24 protein-coding genes and 1 pseudogene are annotated in these 24,323 nt (G+C 71.8%); 15 read left to right on the top strand and 10 right to left on the bottom strand.

The genetic code is table 11. The annotated features are described in order from the left end of the window. Positions 1 to 147 precede the first annotated feature (147 nt). Positions 148 to 330, top strand: coding sequence for a hypothetical protein (locus ABTY98_RS38480; protein WP_352225796.1), 183 nt, complete (start codon positions 148 to 150; stop codon positions 328 to 330). A gap of 21 nt (positions 331 to 351) precedes the next feature. Here the strand turns inward: ABTY98_RS38480 and ABTY98_RS38475 are convergent, their stop codons facing one another. Further along, the gene (locus ABTY98_RS38475; protein WP_352225795.1) at positions 352 to 1,239 is read right to left on the bottom strand and encodes a helix-turn-helix transcriptional regulator; all 888 of its coding nucleotides are present in this window, start codon (positions 1,237 to 1,239) and stop codon (positions 352 to 354) included. 187 nt (positions 1,240 to 1,426) lie between these two features. Here ABTY98_RS38475 and ABTY98_RS38470 point away from each other — a divergent pair, with 187 nt between their 5' ends. The 4 genes from ABTY98_RS38470 (at position 1,427) to ABTY98_RS38455 (ending at position 5,308) form a co-directional block, all read left to right on the top strand. Beyond that, on the top strand, positions 1,427 to 2,017 hold the full coding sequence (locus ABTY98_RS38470; protein ID WP_352225794.1) for a non-oxidative hydroxyarylic acid decarboxylases subunit B: 591 nt from the start codon (positions 1,427 to 1,429) through the stop codon (positions 2,015 to 2,017). Between the two features lie 51 nt (positions 2,018 to 2,068). Further along, positions 2,069 to 3,499: a non-oxidative hydroxyarylic acid decarboxylases subunit C gene (locus ABTY98_RS38465; RefSeq protein ID WP_352225793.1), complete on the top strand. Its 1,431-nt coding sequence runs from the start codon at positions 2,069 to 2,071 to the stop codon at positions 3,497 to 3,499. 78 nt (positions 3,500 to 3,577) lie between these two features. Continuing rightward, entirely contained in the window at positions 3,578 to 3,811 is a 234-nt protein-coding gene (locus ABTY98_RS38460) for a non-oxidative hydroxyarylic acid decarboxylases subunit D (protein WP_352225792.1), read from the top strand. Between the two features lie 222 nt (positions 3,812 to 4,033). Continuing rightward, positions 4,034 to 5,308 carry an MFS transporter gene (locus tag ABTY98_RS38455; protein ID WP_352225791.1) on the top strand — a complete coding sequence of 425 codons (1,275 nt, stop codon included), beginning with the start codon at positions 4,034 to 4,036 and terminating at the stop codon, positions 5,306 to 5,308. Positions 5,309 to 5,655: 347 nt separating this feature from the next. Here ABTY98_RS38455 and ABTY98_RS38450 read toward each other — a convergent pair whose 3' ends face one another. The 4 genes from ABTY98_RS38450 to ABTY98_RS38435 all read right to left on the bottom strand — a co-directional run bounded on the left by ABTY98_RS38450 (position 5,656) and on the right by ABTY98_RS38435 (position 9,725). Continuing rightward, a complete protein-coding gene (locus tag ABTY98_RS38450; RefSeq protein ID WP_352225790.1) occupies positions 5,656 to 7,377 on the bottom strand; it encodes an MFS transporter in 1,722 nt (573 codons plus the stop codon). 57 nt (positions 7,378 to 7,434) lie between these two features. Continuing rightward, positions 7,435 to 7,839, bottom strand: coding sequence for a MarR family winged helix-turn-helix transcriptional regulator (locus tag ABTY98_RS38445; protein WP_352225817.1), 405 nt, complete (start codon positions 7,837 to 7,839; stop codon positions 7,435 to 7,437). A gap of 171 nt (positions 7,840 to 8,010) precedes the next feature. After that, the gene (locus tag ABTY98_RS38440) at positions 8,011 to 8,967 is read right to left on the bottom strand and encodes an ornithine cyclodeaminase family protein (RefSeq protein ID WP_352225789.1); all 957 of its coding nucleotides are present in this window, start codon (positions 8,965 to 8,967) and stop codon (positions 8,011 to 8,013) included. Next, the gene (locus ABTY98_RS38435) at positions 8,964 to 9,725 is read right to left on the bottom strand and encodes an IclR family transcriptional regulator (RefSeq protein ID WP_352225788.1); all 762 of its coding nucleotides are present in this window, start codon (positions 9,723 to 9,725) and stop codon (positions 8,964 to 8,966) included. Before ABTY98_RS38435 ends, ABTY98_RS38440 begins: the two co-directional genes overlap by 4 nt. Positions 9,726 to 9,938: 213 nt before the next feature. On the opposite strand from ABTY98_RS38435, the gene ABTY98_RS38430 reads away from it, so the two are divergent. Both ABTY98_RS38430 and ABTY98_RS38425 read left to right on the top strand, forming a co-directional pair. After that, positions 9,939 to 11,252: an amidohydrolase family protein gene (locus ABTY98_RS38430; protein ID WP_352225787.1), complete on the top strand. Its 1,314-nt coding sequence runs from the start codon at positions 9,939 to 9,941 to the stop codon at positions 11,250 to 11,252. Then, positions 11,249 to 12,337: a dipeptidase gene (locus tag ABTY98_RS38425; RefSeq protein ID WP_352225786.1), complete on the top strand. Its 1,089-nt coding sequence runs from the start codon at positions 11,249 to 11,251 to the stop codon at positions 12,335 to 12,337. Before ABTY98_RS38430 ends, ABTY98_RS38425 begins: the two co-directional genes overlap by 4 nt. Positions 12,338 to 12,738: 401 nt before the next feature. Here the strand turns inward: ABTY98_RS38425 and ABTY98_RS38420 are convergent, their stop codons facing one another. Continuing rightward, on the bottom strand, positions 12,739 to 13,938 hold the full coding sequence (locus ABTY98_RS38420; RefSeq protein WP_352225785.1) for an MFS transporter: 1,200 nt from the start codon (positions 13,936 to 13,938) through the stop codon (positions 12,739 to 12,741). Between the two features lie 115 nt (positions 13,939 to 14,053). Between ABTY98_RS38420 and ABTY98_RS38415 the strand changes: the two genes are divergently transcribed. Next, complete coding sequence (locus tag ABTY98_RS38415; protein WP_352225784.1) at positions 14,054 to 14,635, top strand: TetR/AcrR family transcriptional regulator; 582 nt, start codon at positions 14,054 to 14,056, stop codon at positions 14,633 to 14,635. A gap of 10 nt (positions 14,636 to 14,645) precedes the next feature. On the opposite strand, the gene ABTY98_RS38410 is transcribed toward ABTY98_RS38415, so the two are convergent. Next, a complete protein-coding gene (locus ABTY98_RS38410; RefSeq protein ID WP_352225783.1) occupies positions 14,646 to 15,503 on the bottom strand; it encodes a DMT family transporter in 858 nt (285 codons plus the stop codon). Between the two features lie 145 nt (positions 15,504 to 15,648). Next, positions 15,649 to 17,421: an ABC transporter ATP-binding protein gene (locus ABTY98_RS38405; RefSeq protein WP_352225782.1), complete on the bottom strand. Its 1,773-nt coding sequence runs from the start codon at positions 17,419 to 17,421 to the stop codon at positions 15,649 to 15,651. A gap of 205 nt (positions 17,422 to 17,626) precedes the next feature. On the opposite strand from ABTY98_RS38405, the gene ABTY98_RS38400 reads away from it, so the two are divergent. The 3 genes and pseudogenes from ABTY98_RS38400 to ABTY98_RS38390 form a co-directional block, all read left to right on the top strand. Further along, complete coding sequence (locus ABTY98_RS38400) at positions 17,627 to 17,890, top strand: DUF2630 family protein (protein ID WP_352225781.1); 264 nt, start codon at positions 17,627 to 17,629, stop codon at positions 17,888 to 17,890. Positions 17,891 to 18,073: 183 nt separating this feature from the next. Continuing rightward, on the top strand, positions 18,074 to 19,000 hold the full coding sequence (locus ABTY98_RS38395) for an amidohydrolase family protein (protein ID WP_352225780.1): 927 nt from the start codon (positions 18,074 to 18,076) through the stop codon (positions 18,998 to 19,000). 37 nt (positions 19,001 to 19,037) lie between these two features. Continuing rightward, a pseudogene (locus ABTY98_RS38390) lies at positions 19,038 to 19,154 on the top strand (alpha/beta fold hydrolase); the annotation flags it as partial. On the opposite strand, the gene ABTY98_RS38385 reads toward ABTY98_RS38390, so the two are convergent. Together ABTY98_RS38385 and ABTY98_RS38380 are read right to left on the bottom strand one after the other, a co-directional pair. Further along, entirely contained in the window at positions 19,119 to 19,409 is a 291-nt protein-coding gene (locus ABTY98_RS38385; RefSeq protein ID WP_352225821.1) for a hypothetical protein, read from the bottom strand. The pseudogene ABTY98_RS38390 and the gene ABTY98_RS38385 sit on opposite strands and share 36 nt — an antisense overlap. 65 nt (positions 19,410 to 19,474) lie before the next feature. Further along, positions 19,475 to 20,104: a TetR/AcrR family transcriptional regulator gene (locus ABTY98_RS38380; RefSeq protein WP_352225779.1), complete on the bottom strand. Its 630-nt coding sequence runs from the start codon at positions 20,102 to 20,104 to the stop codon at positions 19,475 to 19,477. Positions 20,105 to 20,187: 83 nt separating this feature from the next. Here ABTY98_RS38380 and ABTY98_RS38375 point away from each other — a divergent pair, with 83 nt between their 5' ends. From ABTY98_RS38375 to ABTY98_RS38360, 4 genes are read left to right on the top strand one after another with little or no spacing between them, the layout of a single operon-like run. After that, positions 20,188 to 21,000 carry a sugar phosphate isomerase/epimerase family protein gene (locus ABTY98_RS38375; RefSeq protein WP_352225778.1) on the top strand — a complete coding sequence of 271 codons (813 nt, stop codon included), beginning with the start codon at positions 20,188 to 20,190 and terminating at the stop codon, positions 20,998 to 21,000. Then, positions 21,000 to 22,118, top strand: a complete 1,119-nt coding sequence (locus ABTY98_RS38370; RefSeq protein WP_352225777.1) for a Gfo/Idh/MocA family protein — start codon at positions 21,000 to 21,002, stop codon at positions 22,116 to 22,118. The genes ABTY98_RS38375 and ABTY98_RS38370 overlap by 1 nt, the downstream gene beginning before the upstream one ends. Then, complete coding sequence (locus ABTY98_RS38365) at positions 22,115 to 23,218, top strand: Gfo/Idh/MocA family protein (protein ID WP_352225776.1); 1,104 nt, start codon at positions 22,115 to 22,117, stop codon at positions 23,216 to 23,218. The genes ABTY98_RS38370 and ABTY98_RS38365 overlap by 4 nt, the downstream gene beginning before the upstream one ends. Further along, positions 23,215 to 24,228, top strand: coding sequence for a sugar phosphate isomerase/epimerase family protein (locus ABTY98_RS38360; RefSeq protein WP_352225775.1), 1,014 nt, complete (start codon positions 23,215 to 23,217; stop codon positions 24,226 to 24,228). Before ABTY98_RS38365 ends, ABTY98_RS38360 begins: the two co-directional genes overlap by 4 nt. The last annotated feature ends 95 nt before the right edge of the window (positions 24,229 to 24,323 follow it).

Raw genomic sequence — 24,323 nt, 5'->3', positions numbered from 1 at the left:
CCGGGATCCGCGGACCGAGACGGCGGGGTGTGACGGCGGCTGCACGGGCACCCGCCCGGTGACGCCCGCCTGCGCCGCGCGCACCGGACGCAGTCCCTCGTCCCGGGCATCGGGCTCACCGGCGAGGCGCAGGCGCGCGTCCTGCTGGTGTTCGCGCTGCCCGTGGCCCCGGCCGCCGCGGTCACCCCGCCGCTGGAACTGGAATACGTGGTGCTCGCACCCCTCGTCGCGTGGACCGTGCTGCGCCGCCGTCGGATCCTGGCCGGCACGGTGCCGGGATCCCCGGCCCGACCGACCACGGTCGCGCCCTCCCCAGGAGGAGCGCGGTAGGGACTCCGGCCGCCGCGCGCGTCACCGATCCGCGTTGCGGTAGCGCGCGCGGAAGGCGGCCGGGGTCTCTCCGGTGCGGGTGCGGAAGAATCGGGTGAACGCCGTGGCCTCCGGGAATCCCAGGCGTTCACCGACGGCGGACGTCGCGAAGTCGGTGTGCACCAGCAGCCGTCTGGCCTCCAGCAGGACCCGCTCGTCGATGAAATGCTTGGCCCCGCAGCCGGCGGCGTCACGGGTGGCGCGGGTCAGGGTGCGGACGCTGTAACCCAGCTGCCCGGCGTAGTCCTCCACCCGGCGGGAGTGCGCGAAATCCCGCTCGACCGCCTGCTGGAAGCGCTGGAACGGCTCGTTGCCCCGGTCGTCGTCACCGACCCCGCCGCGCCCGTGCGTCAGCCGCAGCAGCAGCGCGGACAGCAGATGCCGTACGACCTCCATGTGCGCCTCCAGGGGCAGGTCCCCGAGCCGCCCGAACTCGTCCTCCAGCAGGTCCAGGGTGCGCCTCGGCGCGTCGTCGTCCCCGGGACGCAGCGGTGCCGTGCGCGCGGCGGGCCGGTGGACCCCGGCGGCCCTCGCGGTGGCCGCGTTGAGCAGACCGGGCTGGAAGAGCACCACGCTGCCGTCCGCGGTGTCGAGGCCCGACCGGAACTGGAGGACCTGCCCGGGCCGCACCCACAACCAGGCACCCGCGTCCAGTGTGTGCTCGGCGAAGTCGACGGAACACGCCAGCCGCCCGGAACGCACCGCGATCAGATGATGGAACGACGGCCGCACCGGCGCGTACAGACCCCGGCGGTTCCTGATCGCGCGGGCGTGCAGCGCACCGAGGGTCAGCACCTCGGCACCCGGGGGCGCTCCCGCCGAGGTCCGCAGATGGAGATCCGTGACCTCGACATGTCCGTTTCTGTTCATGGCCTGTCGCCAGCCTACGGCCCTCGGCGCCCGTACGGCACCTAGCGTGGAATGCGAAGGGCGGCCGCGAAGGGCCGCGGTCTCTGGACCGTCCTGTGCCCTTCTGTGCGACGTGGCGACCGAAACAGTCCGTCCGCGCCCGTTGGTGCGCCCGCTGGGGCGACCGTCACTCAAGGAGCTGATCACCGTGCGACTCATCGTGGGCATGACCGGGGCGACGGGCGCGGCACTCGGCGTCCGGCTGCTGCGGAACCTGGCCGAACTGCCCGAGGTGGAGACCCACCTCGTTCTCAGCCGTTGGGCCCGCACCACGATCGAGCTGGAGACCGGCCTCACGGTGGCCGAGGTCAGCGCGCTCGCCGACGTCACCCACCGGCCCGAGGACCAGGGCGCGGCCATCTCCTCCGGCTCCTTCCGCACCGACGGCATGGTGATCGTGCCGTGCTCGATGAAGACGCTCGCGGGCATCCGTGCCGGATACGCCGAAGGCCTGGTCGGCCGCGCCGCGGACGTCGTGCTCAAGGAACGGCGCCGGCTCGTGCTGGTGCCACGGGAGACACCCCTGAGCGAGATCCACCTTGAGAACATGCTCCAACTCGCCCGTATGGGAGTGCGGTTGGTGCCTCCCATGCCCGCCTTCTACAACCATCCGCGGTCGGTGGACGACATCGTGGACCACATCGTGTCCCGCGTCCTCGACCAGTTCGACCTCCCCGCCCCCGCCGCCCGTCGCTGGGAGGGCATGCGCGCGGCCCGCGAACTGCGTCCCGCCGGCTGACCGCGCGCACCTCACCCCCGGAACCTAAGAACCGATCAAGGACGAACCTTCATGGCCTACGACGACCTGCGCAGCTTTCTCGACGCCCTCGACACGGAGGGGCAACTGCTCCGTATCACCGAGCCGGTCCTCCCCGAACCCGACCTCGCCGCGGCGGCCAACGCCGCCGGCCGGATCGGTGAGGGCGCACCGGCCCTCTGGTTCGACAACGTCAAGGGCTTCACCGACGCCCGCATCGCGATGAACGTGCACGGCTCCTGGGCCAACCACGCCCTCGCCCTCGGCCTGCCCAAGTCCACCCCGGTCAAGGACCAGGTGGAGGAGTTCGCCCGGCGCTGGGACGCCTTCCCGGTGCCGCCGGAGCGCCGCGAGGACGCCCCGTGGCGGGAGAACACCCAGGAGGGCGACGACGTCGACCTCTTCTCGGTGCTGCCCCTGTTCCGCCTCAACGACGGGGACGGCGGGTTCTACCTCGACAAGGCCGCCGTCGTCTCCCGCGACCCCGACGATCCCGACCACTTCGGCAAGCAGAACGTCGGCACCTACCGCCTCCAGGTCATCGCCCCGAACCGGCTCGCGGTCCAGCCGGTCCCCGTGCACGACATCGCCCTCCATCTGGACAGGGCCGAGCAGCGGGACGAGGACCTGCCCATCGCCATCACCCTCGGCAACGACCCCGTGATCACGATCGTCGCCGGCATGCCGATGGCGTACGACCAGAGCGAGTACGAGATGGCCGGTGCCCTGCGCGGCGCCCCCGCCCCGATCGCGACCGCGCCGCTGACCGGCTTCGACGTGCCCTGGGGCTCAGAGGTCGTCATCGAGGGCGTGATCGAGGGGCGCAAGCGCCGGCTGGAAGGCCCCTTCGGCGAGTTCACCGGCCACTACTCCGGCGGCCGCCGGATGCCGGTCATCCGCATCGACCGGATCTCGTACCGCACCGACCCCGTCTTCGAGTCCCTCTACCTCGGCATGCCCTGGACCGAGTGCGACTACCTCGTCGGCCCCAACACCTGTGTCCCCCTCCTCAAGCAGCTGCGCGCGGAGTTCCCCGAGGTCCAGGCCGTCAACGCCATGTACACCCACGGACTGCTGGCCATCGTCTCCACCAAGAAGCGGTACGGCGGCTTCGCCAAGGCCGTGGCGATGCGGGCCATGACCACCCCGCACGGGCTCGGCTACATCACCACGGTCATCGTCGTCGACGAGGACGTCGACCCCTTCGACCTGCCGCAGGTCATGTGGGCGATGTCGTCGAAGGTCAACCCCTCCGGGGACGTCGTGATCCTTCCCAACCTCCATGTCGTCGAGCTGGCGCCCGCCGCCCAGCCCGCCGGCATCACCAGCAAGATGATCATCGACGCCACCACTCCGGTCGCCCCCGACGAACGCGGCAACTTCTCCACCCCGGTGAGGGACCTGCCCGAGGCCGCCGACTGGGCGGTCAGGATCCGTCGGCTGCTGTCCGAAGCCCGCGGCTGACCGGCACCGACCGCGCGCTCCGGGCCCGCACCACCGTGAACCGGCCCGGTCTCGCACCACCGAAAAGGAGAACCCGTCATGCACCTCTGCCCCCGCTGCACCCACGAGACCGTCGAGAGCCTGTACACCTCGCCCGACCCCGGAGTCTGGGACGTGCTGCAGTGCCGCCGCTGCCTCTACACCTGGCGCACCACCGAGCCCGTTCGCCGCACGAGGGCCGACGCCTACCCCGAGGTCTTCCGTCTGACCCCCGAAGCGATGTCGAACGCCCCGGAGGTCCCCGCAGTCCCGCCCCTGCGCGAACGGACGTAGCGGCACCGGCAGCGAGCACCGGCCGCCGCCGTGGTGACACACGTCACCCCGCTGTTTGAACCGATCGCGGAATGCACACCCGGTCCATCTCGCTGCAACGTTCTTGGGGTGTGCTGGGCAAGGGCGCTCGGCGCGGCGGGCCCCGGAGGCTGAAGACACCTCCCGGTCCCGTCCCGCTCCCCGTCCCCGGACCGCCGTCCCCGAAAGGTTCGCTCACCCACCATGCCTTTGGCTCTGCTGGCCCTTGCCGTCGTCACGTTCGGAATCGGCACCACCGAGTTCGCCACCATGGGCCTGCTGCCCCAGATCGCGGACGGGGTGGGTGTGTCGGTGCCGCACGCCGGCAACCTCGTATCGGCCTACGCCCTCGGCGTCGTCGTCGGCGCCCCCGTGCTGACGGGCATCGGCGCGCGAGTGTCCCACAAGCGGCTGCTGCTCCTGCTGACCGGGCTGTTCGTGGTGGGGAACACGGCATCCGCGCTCGCCCCAAGCTTCGGCCTGCTCTTCGCCGCCCGCTTCCTGGCCGGACTGCCGCACGGCGCGCTGTTCGGCGTGGGTGCCGTCGTCGCCTCCCGGCTGGTGGCTCCGGACCGCGCGGCACGCGCTGTCTCCAGCGTGTTCCTGGGGCTCACGGTCGCGAACATCGTCGGCGTCCCCGCCGGTACCGCTCTCGGCCAGCACCTGGGCTGGCGGTACGCCTACTGCGCGGTCGCCGTCATCGGACTGGTGGCGCTCGCCGCGCTCGCCCTCCTCGTACCCCACCAGCCGCGCGGTCCGCAGGCGGGCATCCGGCGGGAACTGCGGGCGATGGGCAACCGGCAGGTCTTCATCGGCCTCGGCACCGCCGTCGTCGGGTTCGGCGGCTTCTTCGCCGTCTACAGCTACCTCGTCCCCATGCTGACGCACCTGACCGGCATCTCCGACTCCTCAACCACCTGGGTCCTCGCCCTGTACGGCGTCGGCATGACCCTCGGCACCCTGGCCGCGGGTCCCCTCACCGACCGGGCCCTGCGCCCGACGCTGTACGCCGGGATCACCCTGCTGGCGGCCGCGCTGGTGACGTTCTACTTCACCGTCCACAGCACGGTGCCGGCCCTGGTGACGGTCACCATCATCGGCGCGATGGGCGCGCTCATCACCACGCCCGTCCAGATGCTGCTGATGATCAACGCCAAGGACGCCCCGACGATGGCGGCGGCCTCCAACCACTCCGCCTTCAACCTGGCCAACGCGTCCGGCGCCTGGCTCGGCGGGTTGGTCATCTCGGCGGGCTGGGGCTGGGCCGCCCCCAACCTGGTCGGCGCGGCCCTCGCGATGGCCGGCCTGGGTCTGGCCGTCACCGGCGGCATCCTGGACCGCGGCAACCGTCCCTCGAAGGTGGTCACCTCGCAGGGCAACGGCGAGACGGGCCACGCCTCCGTGGCCGCAGACGCCTCCGCAGCCGCGGGCGAGGGCGTTCGTGACCCCGCGGTCGAGGACCGGCGCCCCGCGACCTGAGGTAGCCGCGCGCCCGGCGCGCACCGGCCGGGCCGTGCTGTCGGCCGGTGCGCGCCGAGTGCGGTGCTGCCGGACCGGCGGACGGAGCCCGTAGCCGGGCCCGGGCGGTCAGGCGCGCAGGTCCTTGCCGGCCCGGGTGGTCAGGTGCGCAGGTCCTTGCCGGCCCGGGTGGTCAGGTGCGCAGGTCGTGGGGTAGGCCGAGCGGTCAGGCACAGGCCGTGGGCGAGCCCGGCGAAAGCGACCCGACCCGGGTCGGCCGTGTGGCGCCGGGCCTTCGCGTGGTGGGGCCGGCGGCGACCAGTGCCTGGCCTGCGGGCCGGCCACGGCGGCCTGGCCGAACGGCCGGATCAGGCCGGGGTGTCCCGTAGTTCCACGAGCGTGGACGCCGTCAGCCGCAGGGGCGCGTCGGTCGGGTCGACGAGGACGACCGTACAGGTCGCGGCGTGGGCGAGCGCGGTGGTGAGACTGCCGTCGGCGAACTGGGCGAGCGGACCGCGTGGCGAGCGTCCGACGGCGACGGCACGGGCGTGGACCTCGGCGGCGTGCCGGGCCAGCACCCGCCCCGCGGCCGCGTGATCACCGACGCTGTCCAGGATCTGGCCGGTGGCGGCGAACCCCTGGGCGGCGAGCCGGTCCAGATGGGCGGTCACGGCGGCCCGGGCCTGCTCGGCGGTCTCGGTGTCCGCCGCCTGCTCCTCGACGACGGCGGTCCGCTGGACGTGCACCACCTCCAGCGGGCTGCCGGTGTCCCGGGCGAGCCGGGCGGCCGCGTCGACGACGGCGGCGGCCCGCTCGTGGTTCCCGACGGCCACGACGACCGGGCCCGTGCCGGCCGCCACCCGCCGCCCGACGGGAGTGAGGGCCGGAACGACCGGCTCCCCGCCGCCGAGACGGGCCTCCGCCTCGCGCAGCAGCCGGTGCCCACTGGCCAGGACCGGAATCGCGAGCAGGAAGGTGCCGGCGCCCAGGTAGAACGGCACGCTCAGATCGGTGGCGTCGGCGAGCTTCCCGGCGACGTACGGGGCCAGGCCGCCGCCGATGAACCGCAGGAAGCCGTACGCGGAGGAGGCCACGGGACGTTCCACCGGCGAGACCACCATCACCGCCTGCGTGGTCAACGTGTTGTTGATGCCGATGAAGATGCCGCTCACGATGACGGCGACGATCACGACCGTCGGCGTGTCGACCCCGGCGGCGATGACGGCCATCACCGCGCCGAGGCCGACGAGGTTGGCGTACAGCACGGGAGCGGTGCCGAACCGGGCCTGCAGACGCGGCGCGAAGAAGACACTGAACGCGGCCACCAGCAGACCCCAGCCGGTGAAGACGAGCCCCAGCTGATGGGCGTCCAGCTCCATCGGATAGGGCGCGTAGCCGAGCATTGTGAAGAAGCCCCAGTTGTACAGCAGGGCCATGATGCCCATGGTCAGCAGACCGCGGTGGCGCAGCGCCGTGATCGGCGCCAGCGGTGAGGTGCGGCGTTCCGGCTTGGGCAGCGACGGCACGAAGGCCAGTGTCGCGACGAGCGCGATCGCCATCAGGACGGCGACGCCGAAGAAGGGGCCCCGCCAGCTGATGGCGCCCAACTCACCGCCCAACAGGGGGCCCACGGCTATGCCGAGCCCCAGGGCGGTCTCGTAGAGGATGATCGCACCGCCGAAACCGCCGCTCGCCGAGGCGACGATGACGGCCAGCGAGGTGGCGATGAACAGGGCGTTGCCCAGTCCCCACCCGGCACGGAAGCCGACGATTCCGTTGATCGAGCCGGAAGTGCCGGCGAGTGCCGCGAACACCACGATGATCGCGAGCCCGGTGACGAGGGTGCGCTTGGCGCCGATCCTGCTGGACACCCAGCCGACGATCAGCATCGCGACCGCGGTCACGATGAGATAGCTGCTGAACAGCAGCGAGACCTGACTGGGGGAGGCGTGCAGGCTCGTGGCCAGGGCGGGCAGGATCGGGTCCACGAGGCCGATGCCCATGAACGAGATCACACAGGCGAACGCCACGGCCCACACGGCCTTCGGCTGCCTGAACGGGCTCGCGGTCCTCGGGTGCGGAGCACTCATCAACGGTCCTCTCTCCGGATGCGGACGGAACGGCCCCTGCGGGAAGGGCCTGAGTGGTCAGTCGCGGGCCCGGCGTCCCTCTATCGCACGGGCCAGGGCGGGCAGGGCGAGCCGGACGGCCCGCTGTTCGGGCTCGGTCAGCTCCTCGATCAGTTCCTGGAGGGCGTGGGCGCGTTCGGCGCGCCGCTGCCGGAAGACCTCGAGGCCGGTCCCGGTGATCTCCACGACAACGCCCCGGCCGTCGGTGCTGTCGGCGTTGCGCGCCACCAGCCCCGCGCGCTCCAGCCGGCCGACGAGCTGGGTCATCCCCGGCTGCGAGGCGCCCTCGGCACGGGCCAGTTCGGTCAGCCGCAGCGGGCCCTCCCGGCCCAGCCGGGCGAGCGCGGAGGAGGCGGTGGTGCTCAGACCGCCGGCGGTGGCGCTGGGCCGCACATGGCGCACCAGCTGCTCCACGGCGATCATCAACTGCTCCGCCGACCCCGCGGGGTGCTCGGCGCTCGCCGTCCCGGCGGGGACCTCCCGATCTTCGACCCGGTTGTCCATAACGGCATTATGCATCTAGCTGTGCTGTGAAACAAAGGGGCGCGCCTCCGAACTCCGGGTCGAGGCGGCCCGTTCGAGCGGCCCCGCCCGTCACAGGTCCACGCGTACTCCCAACTCCTGGTCGAGCGCCACGTCATAGGCCACCCGGACCGCCGCCACGTCGAGAGCCGCGTGACCGGTGGACTTGAAGAGGGTGAGGGCGTCGGTGTCACCGCCGCGGCCCGGATGGTCGCCGGCCAGGACGGATCCGAGGAGGGTCACCGGCCGGCCGGGGGAGAGGTCCTGGAGTTCATGGGCGCCCGCCGGTGGCGGTGCGCCGGCCGCGCCGGTCCACTCGGCGAACAGGATCGCGTCCCGGACGGTACCGGGATCCAGTTCGGGCCCCTGGGAGCCGCCGACCGAGGAGACATGGACGCCGGGAGAAAGCCATGCGCGGCGGATGACGGGAGCGGTGGCGCCGGTGCAGCAGAACACCACATCGGCTTCGCGTACGGCGTCCTCGATCCCGGCGGCGACCCGCGCGCCGGGATACAGCGCGGCCGCCGCACCGGCCCGCTGCGGATCACGGCCGGCCACGGTCACCTCCGCCTGTGGCCGTACCGCCGCGAGCAGCGCCAGCTGGGCGCGGGCCTGGGCGCCCGTCCCCACCACTGTCACCCGTCCGAGACCGGGGCGGGCGGCCAGGGCCAGCGCGCTGTGGGTGGCGGACGCCGCCGTACGCACCTCGGTCAGCGACTCGCCGTCCACGAGCGCCAGCGCCCGCCCGTCGTGCTCGTCGAACAGGGCCACCAGCCCACGGTGGAAACCGCGACCGGGGTGCCGGGGATCGGCGGTCACGGTCACCAGCTTCGCGGCCAGCCCGAGCCCCGGCACGTAACCGGGCATCGCGCCGAGCAGACCGGTCGGTGTCAGGGCGGCGATCCGGGGCGGGGCGGAGACCTCGCCGCGGGCGACGGCGACGAGCGCCCGGGCCACCGCGTCGAGCAGGGCGTCCGGTCGCAGTGCGGCGGCCGTCTGCCGACGGTCCAGCACCAGCACGCCGCTCACCGGCCGGCCTCGGCAGGGTCGGCCGTGAGGGCCGTCACCAGCTCGTCCGCGGCCGCGTGCAACTCCCGCTCCACGGACGCCAGTCTCGGCTCGTCGAACTCGGCCTCCGGACCCACGACCGTCAGCGCGCACACCGGCGCACCCGGACCGGGCATCACCGCCCGGCTGACGGAGGCGACCAGCTTGTCGTTGCGGCCGCGCTCCACGGCCACTCCGCTCCGCTCCACCTCGGCCAACTCCCGCGCCACATGCCCGGCGTCCTTGGGCAGTCCGTCCAACCACCGCTTCCTCGCCTCCGGTTCGAGCGCGGCGACCAGGGCCAGCGGCCCGGCGAACCGCCATACCGGCAGCAGCTCGCCCCGCAAGTGGCTGATCATGGCGAGCCGTTCGGGCCTGACCACGTCGATCACCCGGGCGCCACCCTCCTCCAGTACCTGGAGGTTGACCATCATCGAGGTCGCGGCGGACAGTCGTTCCAGCACCGGGCGGGCCAGCGCGGTCAGCGAGTTGCCCGCGGCCGAGGCGGACATCCGCAGCACGGCGGCGCCGGGCAGATAGCGGTCACCGGCCCGCAGTACCCAGCCCCGCCGGACCAGGTCCAGCAGGATCCGGTAGGCGGTGGCACGGTGCAGGCCCACCTCGGCGGCCAGATCGGTCAGCCGCACCGGATGCGGCGCGCGCGAGACGGCCTCGACCAGGTCGAGCGCCTTGTCCACGGCAGACCGGGGCGGCGCCGCGGTACGGGGTGCGACGGGCATGACAGCGGCTCTTCCCTCTCGTCCACGGGGGTGGCCACGGACCGAGGTGTCCGGTCCGGTGCCTGGTCGGTGTTCGGTCCGGTTCGGGTCCTGTCCGGTTCGCGCCCTTGCGTTGATCCGCCGACCGCGGAGTACAGTACCCGCGTTTTCATCACACGATACAGCTGTTACGTACAGCGTAACAACACAGTGTCTTCCGGACCGAAGGTGACCATGACCGACCTGCCCCCCGGTGCCCCGACCCCCTGGGCCGCCCCGCCCGCCGGAACCGTCACGGTCTACCGCGGCGCCACCCTCTTCGACGGCACCGGCGACCGGCCCCGCCCGAACTCCACGATCGTCACGGACGGCGCCCGGATCCACACCGTCACCGGCGACGGCGACCCGCTGCCCCCGCTCGCGGCCGACGCACCCCGCGTCGACCTCGACGGGCGGTTCGTCGTCCCCGGCCTGATCGACACCCACCAGCACCTGGCCACCCCGCCGGACCGGCCCGTCGCCGAGGCGGTGCTCCGGCGCCTGGTGTACAGCGGTGTCACCACCATCCGTGACATGGCCGATGACCTGCGCCAGATCAGCGATCTGTCCCGGGCCACCCTGGTCGGCGAGTTCCCCGGCCCCGACATCCGCTACGCGGCGCTCATGGCCGGGCCCTCCTTCTTCGACGACCCGCGCACCCACGAGGTCTCGCGGGGCGCCGTACCCGGCGCCGTCCCCTGGATGCAGGCCGTCACCCCGGACACCGACCTGCCGATCGCCGTCGCCCTGGCCCGTGGCACCCACGCCGCCGCGATCAAGGTCTACGCCGATCTGGACGCCGCGACCGTCGCCGCCGTCACCGCCGAGGCGCACCGCCAGGGCATCGCCGTCTGGGCGCACGCCACCGTCTTCCCGGCCTCACCCGGCGAGGTCGTCGCCGCGGGCGTGGACAGCGTCTCCCATGTCACCCTGCTCGCCTTCGAGAACCCCACCGAGCCGCTGAGCAGCTACAAGACCAAACCCCGCGTGGACCACGACCGTTTCGCCACGGGTGACGACCCGGGGCTGGCCGCTCTCTTCGCCGAGATGCGCCGTCGCGGCACCGTCCTCGACGCCACCGCGTCCATGTGGACCAGCGACGAACTCAGGGGAGACACCGCCGAGTCCGCCGAACAGGCCCGCCGCAACGCCGAGTTTGCCGCCGCCGTCACCGCCCAGGCACACCGTTCCGGAGTCGACGTCTGCACCGGCACGGATTACGAGACCGGCCCCGAAGACCCTTTCCCCGCCCTCCACGATGAACTCGCCTTCCTCGTCGACCGCTGCGGCATCCCCGCCGCCGCCGTCCTGCGCTCGGCGACCCTCGTCGGCGCCAGGGCCGCCGGCATCGAGGCGGACACGGGCAGCGTCGAAACCGGGAAGCTCGCGAACTTCGCCGTCCTGGACGAGGACCCCCTTGAGGACATCGCCAACCTGCGCACCATCACCCTCACCGTGAAACGCGGCTGCCGCTTCGACCGTGCCGATTTCGAGAAGGAAGCCCAGTGACCGCCACCGCCGCCCACCCGCTGATCGTCAACGCGCTGGGGCAGCTCGACAACCCCAACGCCCCCGCCGCCCGGGCCGCCGCCACCCAGCTCAACCCCTCCAGCGGTCAACTCGCCATTGACGCCCGGGCGATCGCCGACGCCCACGCCTCCGGGCTGACCGCCGTCAACATCACCCTCGGCTACACCATGGGCGACCTCCCGCCGTACGAGCACACACTCGACGAGATAGCGGTCTGGGACGGGATCATCGACGCCCACCCGGGCGACCTGCTCAAGGTCCGCACGGCCGCCGACATCGAGCGCGCCCACCGGGAGCGGCGGATCGGCGTCGTCTACGGTTTCCAGAACGCCGTCGCCGTCGGCGAGGACCCCGCCCTCGTCGACACCCGCGTGGCCGGCTTCGCGGAGGCCGGCGTACGGGTCGTCCAGCTCACCTACAACCAGGCCAACCACCTCGGCGACGGCTCCATGGCCACCGGCAACCGGGGACTGACACCCTTCGGTCACCGGGTGGTCGAGGCGCTCGGCGACCACCACCTGATGGTCGACCTCTCGCACAGCGGGGAGAAAACCTGCCTGGACGCGGCCCGGCACTCCCGGCTGCCCGTCTCCATCAACCACACCGGCTGTCGCGCCCTGGCCGACCTGCCGCGCAACAAGACGGACGAGGAGCTCCGCCTGGTCGCGGACCGGGACGGCTTCGTCGGCATCTACTTCATGCCCTTCCTCAACCCGACCGGGCACGCCACCGCCGCCGACGTCGTCGACCACATCGTGCACGCGGTCGACGTCTGCGGCGAGGACCACGTCGGCATCGGCACCGACGGCACCGTCACCGCCGTGGACGACCTCGACGCCTACCGTGCGGCCCTCGCCGAACACGTCGCCGCCCGCCGGGCGGCCGGCGTCGGCGCGGCCGGCGAACGCGCCGACACCTATCCCTTCGTCGTGGACCTGCGCGGTGTGGACCAGTTCCACGACCTGATCCGCCTCCTGGAGAAACGCGGCTACCGCTCCGAACGCATCGAAAAGATCCTCGGCCGCAACTTCCTCGACTACGCGGACCGCGTCTGGACGGCCTGAGCGCCGGTGCGTAAGGGGACCCGAAAACTTCACCGCGCACGGACCTCGTTCACCTCTGACACGAAGGCCAGAGCGCGTCCTGGCCTTCGCAACATCTGCTGAGGAGGAAGTCGATGACTCGGGGCGGGCGATCCCAGGGCCTGTTGCGGGCGGCGGCCATGGTGGCGTCAGCCGCCGTGCCACACAACCAAACCGCCCTGTGACGACACCGGAGGCGAGGACGACGCCGCGGAGGCGGGGACGACGCAGACCGCCTACGAGGTGGACGTCAAGTGCGGGGCGGCGCTACCGGTTGGTTTCGGCGTCCCGCGCTGGTCATCGGCCCGCGTAGCCTGCCGTACGCCGCCACAGGGCAGGCTGCGGCTTGGACCACGGTGGTGGTTCCGCGCCGGCGGCAGAGGTCACCCGCGGACCGGCTCGGTGTCCCTCATCGCCTGCGGCGAACGGGCGGCAGGAGTGGCGAACACGGCGGCCACCACCAGTGCGAGCACCAGGATCAGGGCCTTCCGGAGCCCGAAGTGCTCACCGAGGTAACCGAGGGAGGGCGGGCCCACCAGGAAGGCGACATAGCCGACCGTCGCGGCCAGCGAGACCCGGGCGGCGGAATCGGCGCCGGAATCGCCCGCCGCGGAGAGCGCGACGGGGAACCCGAGCGACGCCCCGAGACCCCACAGGACGGCGGCGGCAGCCGCTACGGCCTGGTTGTCGACGAAGATCACCAGGGCAAGTCCCGCGGCCCCGACGAGCGCGCTCCCGCACAGCGCCGCCGCCCGCCCGAACCGGTCGACGAAGCGCCCGCCGACGAAGCGCCCGACGGTCATCGCCGCGGCGAACACCGCGTACACGGCCGAGCCCAGCGCGGCGTCGAAACCGTGACCGTCCACCATGACCAGCGGCAGCCAGTCGTTCGCGGTGCCCTCGGCCATGGCGAGGGCGAGGATGACGCAGCCGATGAGCAGCAGCGTGGGGTCCTTCCACACCGCGGCTCCCGCCGTGCCCGGCTCGCGGCGCTCGACGGCGGCGGTCCGTCGGCCCACCTCCGTGGGGACACGCCGGATCACCAGGGCGAGTGCGGCCAGGACCACCGCGGCGACCGCGGCGAGATGGACGACGACAGGGAAGCCGACCGCCGTCAGGCACATGCCGGCGACCGCGCCGACGACGGTGCCGAGACTGAAGAAGCCGTGCATGGCGGGCATGGTGGAGCGGCTCAGCAGCCGCTCCACCTCCGCGCCCTCGACGTTGAGGGCCACCTCGCCGCCGCCCATGCCGAGACCGAACAGACCGAGGCCCAGGGCGACGCCGAGGTCCGCGCCGGCGGCGGTCCCGATGCCGATCAGCGCGGCACCGGCGGCGATCGCCGACGTTCCGGCCAGGATGACGAGCCGGGCACCCCAGCGGGCCACCAGCGCGCCCGAGCACAGGATGCCCGCCATCGAGCCGACCGAGAGCCCGAACAGGACCAGACCCATCTGCGCGGTGGAGGCGCCGAGCATGTCCCGCACGTCCGGCGTGCGGGTGACCCAGGAGGAGATGGTCAGGCCGGGGACGAAGAACAGGACGAAGACGGCGGTACGGCGCCGGGCGAGGTCGGCGGTCATGGCTGGTGGCTCCAGACGTGCCAAAGGTGTTCCTGCATGAGTCTGTACGAATGTACACACTCAGCTGTACGCCTGTACACGCTCTTCGCCGGTCAACCCATGGCAGATTGAGCGCGTGACCGGCACACGACGCGAGATTCCGAACGACCCCGGACGCAAGGAGCGCATTCTGGAGGCCGCCCTCGACGTGATCGCCGAGGGTGGTGTCCACACGACCACCCATCGGAAGATCGCGGCGCGGGCACAGGTCCCGCTGGGCTCACTGACGTACTACTTCGACGGCATGGCGGACCTGCTCGCCCAGGCCTTCGCCCGCCTGTCGGACACCATGTCCCAGCTCTACCGGCGGACTCTGCAGTCCGCCGCCTCCACGGCCGAGGCCGAGGCGGCCGTCGTCGAGCTGATCTGCGGACCGGCCTACGCCACGGAACGCGACATGACCCTCATCTTCGAGATGTACGCCTACGCGAACCACAACGAGGCGGTGTCCGCGACCACCCGCACCTGGCTCGAACGCAGCAGGGACAGCCTCGCCCTGCACTTCACCCCCGGGGTCTCCCGTGCGCTCGACGCGCTCATCGAGGGGTGGCCGATGCACCGCGCCTTCGACGACGCCCCCCTGGACCGGCGCCTCGTCGCGGAGACCGTGCACGCGATCGTCACCGCCGACCCGAAACTCACCACCGACGGGCCCTGAACCGGCCCCCTCAGTGCACGACGTCCACGAGGTTCGGTACGACGCGGGTCAGCCGGACCACGCCCCACAGGATCAGTCCGGCGCCGAGCGCCTCGGGCAGCAGCCACCAGCCGGTGCGCACCGACTCGTCGAACAGGGCGACGCCCAGCAGCAGGCTCACCGCCGCGTCCCCGATCGTCAGCGCGGGCTGGGAGGCGACGAGCGGACCGGCCTGCAGCGCGTTCTCCAGGAGCATCAGCGCGGAGATCCCGGCGAGCGCGAAGCCGTAGGTCTGCCAGGTGGTGAGGAAGGCGGGCAGGCCCGCGTCGGCGAGCCTGCCGGTGGCCGATTTCATCAGCGCGGCGGTCAGCGCGTTGCCGATCGCGGCACCCGATGCCAGGGCCGCCGCGCGGAACAGCGGCGACGAGGAGGACCGTTCGAGCAGCACGGTGCCGGCTATGGCCCCCACGGTGAGGGCCAGGGCCGGGATCCAGCGCTGCATGGACGCCTGCTCCCGTCCGCCGGACGGGGCCGCCGAGGCCAGCAGGAGGGCCAGGCCGGCCACCACCACCCCGATCGCCCGCCACCCCTGCGGGTTCGGCCGCCGGTGCAGCAGCGGGATGGCGATCAGCAGGGCGAACGGCAGCTCCAGCATGAACAGGGGCTGGACCAAGGCCATGGGGCCGTTCACCAGGGCCAGCGCCTGGAACACCGCGGCCCCCGCGACACCGGCGATCCCGATGGCCCAGGCGGGCCGCCGTGCCAGGGTGAGCAGCAGGCGCACCCCGCCTCTGCCCGGCAGGGTGGACGCGGCCTTCCGCTGGAAGGCCGTGCCCGTCGCATTGCTGACGGCACCCAGGACGGCGAAGAGCACGGCGAGCACCATCATGCTTCCAGCATGCCGTGGCCGAGCCCCGCCCTCTCTCCGGCAGCGCTACGAGTGTGCCCCCAGCCGCTTCCATCTCTCGCATACCGGTATGCCGATTCCGAGATCAAGACGCCTGAGATCGCCTCAGGCCCGTTGGCCTCTGCGGTCAGGCCACCTGTCCACCGTGCAGCGCGGTGTAGACACCGCCTCGGCGCAGCAGCTCCTCGTGGGTGCCGATCTCGCGGATGCGGCCGTCGTCCATCACCACGATGCGGTCGGCGCCGCGCACCGTGGACAGCCGGTGGGCCACCACGAAGGTGGTACGGCCGCGCAGCAGGCGGGCCAGGGCCTGCTGTACGAGCGCCTCGGAACGGGTGTCCAGCGCCGAGGTGGCCTCGTCGAGCACCAGGACCCGCGGATCACGGATCAACGCCCGTGCGATGGCGAGGCGTTGACGCTGACCGCCGGAGAGCCGGGCGCCGCGCTCGCCGACCACGGTGTCCAGGCCCTGGGGCAGCGCGTCGACGAACTCCAGGGCGTTGGCGTCACGCAGCGCCGCGCGCACCGCCCCCTCGTCGGCCTCGTCCTCCATGCCGTAGGCGACGTTCTCCCGGATCGTGCCGTCGAAGAGGATCGACTCCTGCGGGACGACCGAGACGAACCGCCGGTAGGTGCGCAGATCGAGGCCGCTCATGTCGGTGCCGTCCAGGAGCAGCCGGCCGGTGGTGGGCCGGATGAACCCGATGACGAGATTGAGCACGGTGGACTTGCCGGCCCCCGAGGCGCCCACCAGGGCGACGGTCTCGCCCGGCACCACGTCGAGGGTGAAGTCCGTAACGGCCGCGCGGTCGGTGTCCTCGTAGGCGAAGCCGACCCGGTCGAACGCGACGGCACCGCGGACGGCGGTGACCTCCGCCCTGCCCTCGTTGTCCTCCAGTTCGGGCGCCTGCAGCACCTCCCCGACCGAACGCACCGACTCCAGCCCCTTGGTGATGACCGGGGCCAGGCTCGTCAGCGTGGTCGTGGAGTTGGTGAGCGTGGTCAGGAAGGCGCTCAGCATGACGACGTCACCGGGGGAGACGCCCCACACGCCGTAGTACGACACCAGCGCGGCGGCGGCGAGAACGGCGACGCCGATCACGTTGAGGATCACCCAGGCCAGCGAACCGAAGCGGCCGTTGACCAGGTCCAGGCGCATCCCGGAGGTGAGCAGCCGGCGCAGGGTGCCGTCCATGCGGTGCAGCGCCTTGCCCTCCAGACCGTGGGCGCGGGTGACCGGGATGAGCCGCGTCATCTCGGTCACCCGGGAGGACAGGGTCTCCACCTCGTGCCGGAAGTCCTCGTTGTGGGTCCGCAGCCGCGACCGCAGCCGGGCCACGAGTACCGTCGCGCCCGGCACCACGACCAGGAACACGGGCAGGAACTCCGGCGTGCGGACGGCGATGATCACCAGTCCGCCGGTCAGCACGGTCAGCGCACCCAGACCCTGCTCGGCGGTCTGCTGGACCATCTGCTCGACGGTCTCGACGTCCCGCACGACCTTGGCCTGGAGGACGCCGGCGCTGACCCGGGAGTGGTAGCCGATGGACAGTTGCTGCATGCGGGTGCACAGCGCGGAGCGCAGGGTGGTGCCCATACGGCGGACGCTGCCGTAGAGGAGTCGTACATACAGCACATGCAGTGGGTAGTTGACCAGCAGGATCACCATGATGATCACCACGGCCGTCCACAGCCGGGAGACCTCTCGGTGCTGCACCACCGTGTCGACGACCGAGGCGGTGATCAGCGGAAGGAGCCAGACGGGACTGTGCTTGACGGTGAAGACGAGGACCGCCGCCGCCAGGCTGCGCCGGTCGGCACGCAACAGGTAGAGGAGGGTGCGGACGGGATGTTCGCCCCGGTAGCGGTGGTCGAGCGGTCGTTCCGACGTCGATGCCATCGACGGTGATCCTCCCTGCGCGCCCGGCTTGCGGCAACCGCTTTCTGCCGGTCACCGTACACCCGGCGCCCTACGACCACAGTGGTGCGGTCGACTGACCGATGCGGCTTGGGACCGAGTGGGAGAAGGTGGGGGAGAGGGGCGGACGAAACGGGGAGCGCCCGTCGTAGTTGTGATCCACTCCGCCGTCCGGAATGAGGCAGCCATGACACGACCAGAGGCCGAGGCCGAGAAGCGGATACTCGGCCGCATCACGGAAATGATCAGCCAGGAGAAGGACCTGCGTGAGCGCCTGGCGCAGGAGGAGACCGACGGGACGACCGAGCAGGCCCGCCTGGCACACCTGGAGACCGAGCTCGACCAGTGCTGGGACCTGCTCCGGCAGCGCCGGGCCAGGATCGCGGCGGGGCAGGATCCCGCGGAGGCGAACGTCCGCCCGGCGTCCGAGGTCGAGGGCTACCTGTCCTGAGGGCGGCACACGCCTTGGCCCGATGCCCCGGGAGGGCGGCGGCCCCGCACCGCGAGGTGTCGCCCTCCCGGCCGCGCCGAGGACCGACCGTCGTCGGAGAGGGACTGGACTCACCGTTCACCAGTACCGATCGTCGTCGGAGAGGGACTGGACTCACCGTTCACCAGCACCGATCGTGGCGGTATGAACGATCAACGCACCGCACACACCGGCCCCGTCGAACCCGCCCCCGTCCACGCGGAGGCCGCCGAGGTTCGCCGTTTCCGGGAGCGGCTCGGTCTGCCCGGACTGGTCGACGTGCACACGCACTTCATGCCCGAACGTGTCCTGCACAAGGTCTGGAACTACTTCGACACGAACGGACCGCTGCTCGGAGGGCTGGAATGGCCGATCACCTACCGGAAGGAGGAGGCGGAACGCACCGTACTGCTCCGGGAGTTCGGCGTCCGGGCCTTCACCTCGATGCTGTACCCGCACAAGCCCGGCATGGCGGCATGGCTGAACGCATGGGCCGCCGACTTCGCCCGCCGTACCCCGGACTGTCTGCACACCGCGACCCTGTACCCCGAACCGGGCGTGGAGACGTACGTTCGCGAGGCCGTCGAAGCAGGCGCCCGGGTGTTCAAGTCGCATGTCCAGGTGGGGGCGTACGACCCGGCCGACGAACTCCTCCAGCGGACATGGGGACTGCTGGCCGACGCCGGGATCCCCGTGGTGATCCACTGCGGCTCCGGCCCCGCGCCCGGCAAGTACACCGGCCCCGAGCCGATCGCGCGGGTGCTGGCACGGCATCCGAGACTGCGCCTGATCATCGCTCACATGGGGATGCCCGAGTACGAGGACTTCCTCGGCCTCGCCGAGCGGTTCGCGGAGGTGCGGCTGGACACGACGATGGCGTTCACCGACTTCACCGAGCAGTTCATGCCGTTCCCCCGCAGCGCCCTGCCTCGGGTCGCCGCCCTCGGCGACCGCATCCTGCTCGGAACCGACTTCCCCAACATCCCTTACCCCTACGTGCACCAGCTCCACGCCCTGGAAAGTCTGGGCCTCGGACAGGAGTGGCTGCGGGCGGTGTGCCACGACAACGCGGCCCGGCTGTTCCGGCTGTGACCGCATAAGTTCGCCGGGTTGACGGTGGGAGCGGTCGTTGCCCGTCCTCGCCCAGAATCGCAGGGTGTATGCCCTCGACCTTCGCGGTCACGGCCGAAGCGACTGGCCAGGGGACTATTCACTCGAACTCATGCGGGCCGACGTACTCCGGTTCCGCGCTGCGCGGGGCGAGGCCGGCGGGTGGCGCGGGCAGACGGTCCCCCTTCATGCCGAGGTGGGCCAGGGCGGAGCCGTCGATGCCTCCGCTCGCGGCCTCTTCGTGCAGATGGGCCCGGGCGGAGTCCTGTGCCGTGCGGTGAACGGTGGCGAAGGAGCGGCTGTTCGGTGATGGTGCCGGCGGTGCCGAATGCCTTTGGGCGAGGGCGGCGGCCAGGGCGTGGGCCGGCGCCGACCACCGCACCCAGGCCATCGACCACGGCGCCCGCCTCGAAAACGGCGCCCTGACCAAACAACCTCACCGGGACAGAACCCTCTTCACGGCAGTTCGACGCTGATGAGGCCGCGCAGCAGCTTGCGCAGGTGGTCCGGCATGTCGATGTCGTCGGGGCTGAGCAGCCACTGGATCTGCAGGCCGTCGATGAACGCGATCAGGTCGGCCGCCAGGCCCGGTGCGTCCACGTGCGGGCGGAGCAGATCGCGTCGTACCAGGTCGTCGACGGCCAACTGCATCTGTCGGCGCGTGCGTTCGTAGCGTGCGACGAAGTAGGGGCGCGCCGGGTGGTCCGCCGCGGTCGCTTCGCTCGACAGTACGGCGAACAGGCTCACGATCAGCGGGTTGGCCTGGTTGTGCGCGACGAGCCGGATCATGCTGGCGAAGTACTCCAGGCCGTCGTGGTTGACCGCACCCGACCCGAAGAAGTGCGCGTCGTCCTGGCGTTCCCGTTCCTCCAGAACCGCTTCGAGCAGCGACTCCTTCGTCGGGAAGTGATGCAGCAGTCCCGCACGCGAGACACCGCAGGCCGCGGCGAGCTGGACCGTGCTCGCGTTGCGGTAGCCGACCTGCCCGAACGCGGTGAACGCGGCCTCGATGATCTGGGCACGCCGGCGCTCCCCCTTGGGGTAGTTCCGTGGGGCCGTCCCCTGCCGCGCCGTCGCCTTTGCCATACGGAGATGCTAGACGCCCTCTAGAAACCATCACCCCTGTCGGTATTCTGTTCCCGGCCGTCCGCCCCAAGAGGGAGTCCTTCATGTCGACACCACGGATGTCGGTTCAGCTCTACTCCGTCCGCCAGGCCCTTGAGGCCGACGAAGACGCGGCCCTCGGCCGCCTCGCCGCCCTGGGACTGAGCAACGTCGAGGCCTTCGGATTCGTGCATCGCGCCGACGAACTGGCCGAAGCGCTCGCCCGGCACGGCCTGTCCGCGCCGACCGGACACGCGGGCTTCCTCTCCCCGGAACGCGACACGACCGAGGAGGCACCCGCACCCACCCTGGACGAGACGTTCCAGGCCGCCCGGCGACTGGGTGTGGAGATCCTCTTCGATCCGTTCGTTCCCGCCGCCCGCTGGGCCGACGAGCAGGAGATCGCCCGCACCGCCGCGCTCCTGAACGAGGCCGCGGAACGTGCGGCCGACCACGGGCTGCGCGTCGGATACCACAACCATTCGCAGGAGTTCGTCCACACCGTCGCCGGCATCAACGCCTTCGACCGCTTCGCCGACCTGCTGGACCCGGAAGTCGCCCTGGAAATAGACCTGTTCTGGGCCTCGGCCGGTGGCAACGACGTCGTCTCGCTGCTGGACCGCCTGGGCTCACGGGTGCGCGCCCTGCATGTGAAGGACGGCCCCGTCATCGACGACCCGTTCACCTCCGGCGCCCCCTTCGACCCCGCCGACACCCGCCAGGTTCCGGCGGGCCGGGGAGAGATACCGCTCGACGCCTCGCTGGCCGCGGCATCGGACGCCGAGTACGCCGTCATCGAGTTCGACCACTACGACGGTGACATCTTCGAAGGCATCGCGGCCGGCGTCGCCTACCTCAACGGGAAGGGCATCGCCTGATGGCGGCACACAACCCGGTCGGCATCGGCCTCGTCGGCGCCGGCAACATCAGCGACCAGTACCTGAGCAACCTCACCCGGTTCCCCGACCTGCACGTGGCCGTCGTAGGCGACCTCGACACCGGGCGCGCCGAGACCCAGGCCCGCAAGTACGGCGTCGAGGAGTGGGGAACCGCCGCGGACGTCCTCGCCCACCCGGGCGTCGACATAGTCGTCAACCTGACCGTCCCCGCCGTCCACGCCGAGGTCAGCTCGGCGATCGTCGCCGCGGGCAAGCACGTCTGGTCCGAGAAGCCCATCGCCGTCGACCGGGCCGACGCACGTGCCCTGCTCGACCGGGCGGCCGCGGCCGGGCTGCGCGTCGGAGTCGCCCCCGACACGGTGCTCGGCCCCGGACTGCAGACCGCCCTGCGGGCCATCGCCCGCGGGGACATCGGCACCCCGCTGTCCGCGCAGACCGTCATGCAGAACGCGGGGCCCGACCTGTGGCACCCCGACCCCGAGTTCCTGTTCGCCAAGGGCGCCGGCCCCCTCTTCGACATGGGGCCCTACTACATCACCGCCCTGGTCTGCCTGTTCGGCTCGGTCAGCCGGGTCGCCGCGGTCGGCTCCACCGCCCGGGCGGTGCGCACGGTCAGGAACGGCCACCGGGCGGGCACCGAGTTCACCGTGGCCGTACCCACCCATGTCTCCGCGCTCACGCAGTTCGAGCACGGCGGGGTCGGCCAGAGCGTGTTCAGCTTCGACTCCCCGCTCACCCGCACCGGCTTCGTCGAGATCACCGGCACCGAGGGCACCCTGGTCCTGCCCGACCCCAACACCTTCGCGGGAGACGTGCGGATCACCCGGGTCCAGCAACCGGGCCAGGATCCCGCATGGGAGACGGTCACGCCCGTCGGCATCGAGGCCGGCCGCGGACTGGGCGTCCTGGACATGGCTCGCGCCATCCGCGGCGGACGCCCCCACATCGCTTCCGGAGACCTCGGCTACCACGTCCTGGACGCCATGATCTCCATCGACGAGTCCGTCACCTCCGGCGAGATGGTCCAAATCGCCAGCACCGCCGGCGAGATACCGCTCGTCCCAGAGGACCGAGACCCCTTCGGGGCCACCCTGTGAACCGCCCCCTGCGCGCCGGATTCATCGGCGGCGGCTTCATGGCGGCCGTGCACACCCGCGCGAGCCGGGCCGCACGCGCACACCCGACCGCCCTCGCGAGCTCGACCCCCGAACGCGGTGAACAGGCCGCCGAGACCCTCGGCGTCGAACGCTACGAACCGGACGCCCACCGCCTCGCCGCGGCCGGCGACCTCGACGTCATCCACGTGTGCAGCCCCAACCGACTCCACACCGAACACACCCTGGCGGCGCTGGCCGCGGGCGCACACGTCATCTGCGAGAAGCCCCTGGCCACCACGGCGGCGGACGCCGAACAACTGGTCCGGGCCGCGCGGGAGGCCGGCCGGGTGGCTGCGGTCCCCTTCGTCTACCGCTACCACCCGATGGCACGGCAGGCCCGCTCCCTCGTGGCGGACGGACAGCTCGGCACCGTCCTCACGCTGGACGCCGGCTACCTCCAGGACTGGCTCCTCGACCCCGACGACACCAACTGGCGCGCCGACCCGGAGGCGGGCGGCGCCTCCCGAGCCTTCGCCGACATCGGCTCCCACCTGTGCGACCTCGTCGAGTTCGTCTCCGGCCAGCGCATCCACCGCCTCGCCGCCCGCACCCGAACCGTCTTCGCCCAGCGTGGCGACACCGAGGTCACCAACGAGGACACGGCCGCTCTCCTCGTCGAACTCGGCAACGGGGCGCTGGGCACCCTGCTCGTCAGCCAGCTCGCCCCCGGCCGCAAGAACAGCCTCACCCTGGAACTCCACGGCACCCGGCAGAGCGTGCGCTTCGAACAGGAACGCCCCGAGGAACTGTGGATCGGCAGGCGTGACGGGTCGCACCTGCTCCTGCGCGATCCCGGCACCGCCGCCCCGGACTCCGCCCGCCTGTCAGTGCTGCCTCCCGGTCACGCCCTCGGATACCAGGACGCCTTCACGGCGTTCGTCACCGATGTCTACAGCGCCGTACAGGGCGGGCACCCTGAGGGGATGCCGACGTTCGCCGACGGACTGCGTGCCGCACGGCTCACCGAGGCCGTCCTGGCCTCCGCCGCCGAGCGGGGCGCCTGGATCGAGACCGCACCCGCGACGGAGGACCGCACATGACCGCATCCACCCACCCCGTCACCCTGTTCACCGGACAGTGGGCCGACCTCCCCTTCGAGGACGTCGCCCGCCTCGCCGCGCAGTGGGGCTACGACGGCCTGGAGATCGCCGCTTCGGGAGACCACCTCGACCTGGAGCGCGCCGACGAGGACGACACCTACGCGGCATCACGCCTGGAGATCCTGGACCGGCACGGCCTCAAGGTGTACGCCATCTCCAACCACCTCGCGGGCCAGGCCGTCTGCGACGCGCCCATCGATTTCCGCCACCAGGCGATCCTGCGCCCGTACGTCTGGGGCGACGGCGACGCGGAAGGAGTACGGCAGCGCGCCGCCGAGGACATGAAGCGCGCCGCGCGGGTGGCCCGCAAACTGGGCGTGAACACCGTCGTCGGCTTCACGGGCTCGTCCATCTGGCCCTACGTCGCCATGTTCCCGCCGGTGCCGGCCACCGTCATCGACGCCGGCTACGAGGACTTCGCCACCCGCTGGAACCCGATCCTCGACGTGTTCGACGCGGAGGGAGTGCGCTTCGCCCACGAGGTGCACCCCGGCGAGATCGCCTACGACTACTGGACCAGCGTCCGCGCACTGCAGGCGATCGGCCACCGCGAGGCCTTCGGTTTCAACTGGGACCCCAGTCACATGATGTGGCAGAACATCGACCCGGTCGGGTTCATCACCGACTTCAAGGACCGCATCTACCACGTCGACTGCAAGGACACCCGGCTGCGCCCGCGCAACGGCCGGGCCGGCGTCCTCGGCTCGCACCAACCGTGGGGCGACCCGCGCCGGGGCTGGGACTTCGTCTCCACCGGCCACGGCGACGTCCCCTGGGAGGACGCCTTCCGCGCCCTGGAGTCCATCGGCTACGACGGTCCCATCTCCATCGAATGGGAGGACGCCGGCATGGACCGCCTGCACGGCGCCGCGGAGGCGGTGACCTTCGTACGCTCGCTGCTGTGGCCGGTGCCGAAAGCCTCTTTCGACGCCGCGTTCAGCAACCAGTAGCCGTTGCTGATCGTCTAGTCAGATGTCAGCATCCTGGACGTTTCCGCCCAGAAGGTCCGTGACGGTGTCACCAGAGCGCGAGTTGCGCTTCGGTG

The sequence above is a fragment of the Streptomyces sp. NPDC096040 genome, assembly GCF_040303265.1.
GTDB lineage: Bacteria > Actinomycetota > Actinomycetes > Streptomycetales > Streptomycetaceae > Streptomyces.
This window is presented reverse-complemented; position numbering and strand designations above follow the sequence as displayed.